Consider the following 5,174-nt stretch of genomic DNA (forward strand, 5'->3'; position numbering starts at 1 on the left):
CACCACGACCGCCGAAAAACTCATGCCGATCTCTTTAGGGCGCAGGCGGGACTTGTCCAGTTCAGCGGGGCTTTACGGCGCCGCACAATTTGCCTAAAAAGAAGTCGGTGGGGATGAGTAAAAAATGGGCAGCACGCTCAAGCTTGGCAGCGTAGAGGTCGGGGGCCGCGCGTGGATCGCGCCCATGACCGGGGTCTCGGACCTGCCGTTCCGCAAGGCCGCGAGCCGGCTGGGCGCCGCCTATGTGGCGACCGAGATGGTCGCCTGCGCGGAGTTCTCGAAGGGGCGCCCGGACGTGGTGCGCCGCGCCGCGGTGGGCGAGGGCCTGCCGCTGATGGTGGTGCAGCTGGTCGGGCGGGATCCGGCGCACGTCGCCGAGGGCGCGCGCCTGGCGGTGCGGGCCGGGGCGCAGATCGTCGACCTCAATTTCGGCTGCCCCGCGAAGGAGGTGACCGGCGTGCTGTCGGGCTCGGCCCTGATGCGCGAGCCGGACCTGGCCTGCGAGCTGATGGCCGCCGCGGTGGAGGCGGTGGACGTCCCGGTGACGGTGAAGATGCGGCTGGGGTGGGACGACGCCTCCAAGAACGCCCCGGAGCTGGCCGCCCGGGCGGAGGCGCTGGGGGTGGCGGCGGTGACTGTGCACGCCCGCACCCGCTGCCAGTTCTACAAGGGCGAGGCCCGCTGGGCCGAGGTGGCGCCGGTGAAGGCCGCCGTCTCGGTGCCGGTGATCGTCAACGGCGACATCGTCGACGGCGAGAGCGCGCGCCGGGCGCTGGAGGCCTCCGGCGCGGACGCGGTGATGGTCGGGCGCGGGGTCTACGGCCGGCCGTGGATCGCGGCCCAGATCGAGGCGGCGCTGGCCGGCGAGCCCTACGCCGAACCGGACGTGGAGGAACGGCTGGCCATCGCGCTGGCCCACTTCCGCGACAGCCTGGAGTTCTACGGCGAGCGCCTGGGCCTGCGGATCTTCCGCAAGCACCTGGCCGGCTACATCGAAAGCGCCCCCTGGCCCGCGTCCGCGCAGGCCAGGCGAGAAGCGCGCGCGGCGCTCTGCCGCCTGGAGGACGCGTTTGAAGTCGAGCGGGGGCTGACCGCCCTCTGGCGCACTCCAGACCGCAGGCTGGCGGCATGACCGGACAGACAAGAACACAGGCGCCCGGGCCCGACATCGGGACCCTGAAGGCCGCGGCCTTCGACCTCAGTCCCGACCCCTCGATGGTGGTGGACTCCGAAGGCGCCCTGGTGGCCGTCAACGAGGCCGCCGAGGCCCTCTTCGGCCAGGGGCTGGGGCTGCTGGCCCGCGGCCGCTTCCGGGCGGCCCTGCCGCCGGGCTCGGCCCTGGTCTCGCTGCTGAACCGGGCCCTGGACGAGGACGCCCGGGTGCGGGAACGGGGGGTGCAGATCAACCTCTTCGGCCTGCCGCCGTTCGAGGCCGACGGGGCGGCCGCGCCGCTGGGCGACGGCTCGGTGCTGCTGACGCTGTCGGTTAAGGCCGGGCTGGGCGTCGAGCGCGGCGTCGGGCCGGAGGCGGCGGGGCTGCGCTCGGTCGTCGGGCTCGGCCGCATGCTGGCCCACGAGATCAAGAACCCGCTGGCCGGAATCCGCGGCGCGGCCCAGCTCCTGAAGTCCGGCGCCAAGGCCGAGGACGCGCCGCTCGCCCAGCTGATCGTCGACGAGACCGACCGGGTGCGGCGGCTGGTGGAGCGGATGGAGGCCTTCTCCGACGACCACCTGCCGAGCCTGACGCCGATCAACATCCACCAGATCCTCGACCGGGTCCGCGCCCTGGCGGCCAACGGCGTGGCCGACGGCCTGGCGCTGCGCGAGCAGTACGACCCCTCGCTGCCGCCGGTGCTGGGCGACGAGGACCAGCTGATCCAGATCTTCCTGAACCTGGTGAAGAACGCCGCCGAGGCGGCCCATTCCCGGGGGGACGGGCGCGGCGAGCTCTCCATCACCACGGCCTTCCGGCATGGGGTGCGGGTGCGCGCCACCAAGGGCCAGCCGGCCCGCGGCGCGCCGCTGGAGGTGCGGATCGTCGACAACGGGCCCGGCGTGCCGGCGCACCTGCGCGAGCACCTGTTCCAGCCCTTCGTCACCTCCAAGGCGAACGGCGCGGGCCTGGGCCTGGCGCTGGTGGCCAAGCTGGTCGCCGGCCACGGCGGCCTGATCGACTTCGAATCCGAGCCCGGACGGACCGTCTTCCGGGTGCTGCTTCCCATCGCGACCGAAGAGGACGTCCCGGCATGAACGCGAGCGGCAAGAAGATCCTGATCGCCGACGACGACTCCTCGATCCGCCTCGTGCTGTCGCAGGCCTTCACGCGCCTGGGCTACCAGGTGCGGGCCACGGGCAACGCCACGACGCTCTTGAAGTGGGTGTCGGACGGCGAGGGGGACCTGGTGGTCACCGACGTGGTCATGCCGGACGAGAACGTGTTCGACGTGCTGCCGCGGATCCGCAAGGAGCGGCCGAAGCTGCCGGTCATCGTGATGAGCGCGCAGAACAATCTGATCACCGCGGTGAACGCCGCCGAGGTGGGCGCCTTCGACTACGTCCCCAAGCCCTTCGACCTGGACGACATGACCTCGGCGGCCCGCCGGGCGCTGGCCAAGCCCGCGGACGCCGAGGCCTCCAAGGCCCAGGCCCGGGCGGTGCGCGACGACCGCCTGCCGCTGATCGGCCGCTCCGGGCCCATGCAGGACGTCTACCGGACGATCGCCCGGCTGGTGGGGGCGGACCTCACCGTGCTGATCCTCGGCGAGAGCGGCACCGGCAAGGAGCTGGTCGCCCGGGCGCTGCACGACATGGGCCGCCGGCGGGACGGCAAGTTCGTGGTCATCAACCTGGCCGCCGTGCCGCGCGAGCGGGTCGAGACGGAGCTGTTCGGCAAGGAGGACGGCGACCACGGCAAGCTGGTGGAGGCCGACGGCGGCACCCTGTTCCTCGACGAGATCGGCGACATGCCGCTGGACGCCCAGACGCGGCTGCTGCGGGTGATCGACGGCTCGGAGCCGGCGCTGAACCCGAAGACCGGGCGCAGGCCGAACGTGCGGATCATCGCGGCCACCAACCGCGACCTGCGGGCCCTGATCCAGCAGGGGCTGTTCCGCGAGGACCTGTTCTTCCGCCTGAACGTCGCCCCCGTCCGCCTGCCGCCGCTGCGCGACCGGACCGAGGACATCCCGGACCTGGCGCGGGCCTTCCTGCTCAGGGCCAACCGCGAGGGGCTGCCGGCCAAGACCATCGACGCCGGCGCCCTGGAGCGGCTGAAGCTGCACGCCTGGCCGGGCAACGTGCGCGAGCTGGAGAACCTGATCCGGCGGATCTGCGCCCTCTACGCCGAGGACCTGATCACCGCCCGCATCGTCGAGCGGGAGCTGGCCGACCAGCAGCCGGTCGTGGAAGGACAGGAGGGGCCCGCGACGCTCGCCCAGCTCGTCGAGCGCAAGCTGGCCACCTATTTCGCCGACCAGCCCGACGGCCTGCCGCCGGCCGGGCTCTACGACCGGGTGCTGGAGGAGGTGGAGCGTCCGCTGATCCAGCTCACCCTGGCGGCCACGCGGGGCAACCAGGTGCGGGCCGCCGAGGTGCTCGGCCTGAACCGCAACACCCTGCGCAAGAAGATCCAGGACCTGGGCGTGGAGATGAGCCGCGGGCGGCGCTAGGGGGGCGGCCCCGCGGGGCCACGCTGACGCTTCTGCGCAACAACGCTGTTGAGTTTGGAGCACAGTTCCTTAGGCTCCCCCGACGATGGCGTTGCTGGCCGACCACATCCGAGATAGCGAGGCCGCCGCCCGGGTCTGGCGGGCGCTGAACTCCCGGGCGGTGCTGGGCGCAGCCTATGCGGTGGCCGCGACCCTGACCGGGGTGGCCATCCTGCTGGCCGCCTCGCCGCCGGAGACGGGGCCGCTGGGGCCGGCCAGCCAGCTCGTCCTGACCGTCCTGACGCTCAACCTGATCCTGATCCTGGCGCTGACCACGGTCGTCGCCCTGCGCTTCACGGCCCTGCTGAACGCCCGGGAGAGCGACGCCGGCGCGCGGCTGCACCTGCGATTCGTCACCCTGTTCGCCCTGGCCGCGGTGGCCCCGGCCGTCGTGGTGGCCCTGTTCTACGGGGTGCTGGTCAGCCGCGGCGTGGACAACTGGCTGGGCCAGCGGGTGCAGACCGTGGTGGAGAACTCGGCCACAGTGGCGCGGTCCTACGTCGAGGACCAGAAGCGCTACATCGGCGACCACGTGAGCCTGATGGGCGCCGACCTGAACCGCGCCGCGCCGGGGCTGGCCGAAAGCCCGGTGGCCTTCAGCCACTACCTCTCGGAACAGGCGGCCTACCACGCCTTCCCGGCCGCCTACCTGATCGACCGGGAGGGCCGGGTGCTGGCCCGCGCCGAGGCCGCCGGCGCGCCGGTGTTCCTGATCCCGCCGGAATCGAGCTTCCGGGCGGCGGACGAGGGCGACATCTCGGTGCCGGCCTTCGATTCGCCGGACCTGATGCGGGCGGTCTACCGGCTCACGGCCTATGACGACGCCTACCTCTACATCGCCCACCCGGTGGAGAAGGGGATCATCAACCACCTGCTCGAGGCCGAGGCCTCGCTGGTCTCCTACCGGGAGGCGGCGCAGAACCGCGAGCGCATCCAGACCATCTTCGCGCTCTCCTATTCGGAGACCGCGCTGCTGGTGCTGGTGGGCGCGGTGTGGCTCGGCCTGGGCGCGGCGAACGCCATCTCCGGTCCCGTGGGGCGGCTGGTGCAGGCCGCCGGCCGGGTCGCCGGCGGCGACCTGAGCGCCCGGGTCGACGCCGACGAAGATCCCGAGGAGATCGCGGTGTTGTCACGTGCTTTCAACAGCATGACGCACGATCTTCAGGTTCAGCAGGAAGCCCTGCGGCGGGCCGGCCGCGAGGCCGAGCGGCGGCGGCAGTTCATCGAGACGGTGCTGGCCGAGGTCAGCGCCGGCGTCATCGGCCTGGACGCGAAGGGCCGGATCTCCGCGGCCAACCGGCAGGCGGCCCTGCTGCTCGACCTGCCCGGCGACCACGGCCGCGGCCGCAAGCTCGCCGACGTGGCGCCCGAGATCGCCGCCGTGGTGGAGACCGCCGGGCGCGGCGGCGCCGAGGAGGAGGTGGACGTGGTCCGCGGCCGCGAGACGCGGCGCCTGCGGGTGCGCGC

4 protein-coding genes are annotated in these 5,174 nt (G+C 72.7%); all 4 read left to right on the plus strand.

The window, feature by feature from the left end; genetic code table 11:
* The first annotated feature begins 124 nt into the window (after positions 1-124).
* Positions 125-1,132: a tRNA dihydrouridine synthase DusB gene (gene dusB, locus V7Z97_RS19055; protein WP_334165025.1), complete on the plus strand. Its 1,008-nt coding sequence runs from the start codon at positions 125-127 to the stop codon at positions 1,130-1,132.
* Positions 1,129-2,250 (plus strand): two-component system sensor histidine kinase NtrB, encoded by a 1,122-nt coding sequence (locus V7Z97_RS19060; protein ID WP_334165026.1) that lies wholly within the window; start codon positions 1,129-1,131, stop codon positions 2,248-2,250. The genes dusB and V7Z97_RS19060 overlap by 4 nt, the downstream gene beginning before the upstream one ends.
* Positions 2,247-3,668: a nitrogen regulation protein NR(I) gene (gene ntrC / locus V7Z97_RS19065; RefSeq protein WP_334165028.1), complete on the plus strand. Its 1,422-nt coding sequence runs from the start codon at positions 2,247-2,249 to the stop codon at positions 3,666-3,668. The genes V7Z97_RS19060 and ntrC overlap by 4 nt, the downstream gene beginning before the upstream one ends.
* 85 nt (positions 3,669-3,753) lie before the next feature.
* On the plus strand, positions 3,754-5,174 hold a 1,421-nt coding region (locus V7Z97_RS19070), incomplete at its 3' end, for a HAMP domain-containing protein (RefSeq protein ID WP_334165030.1).

The sequence above is a fragment of the Phenylobacterium sp. genome (assembly GCF_036821595.1).
Classification (GTDB): Bacteria; Pseudomonadota; Alphaproteobacteria; order Caulobacterales; family Caulobacteraceae; genus Phenylobacterium.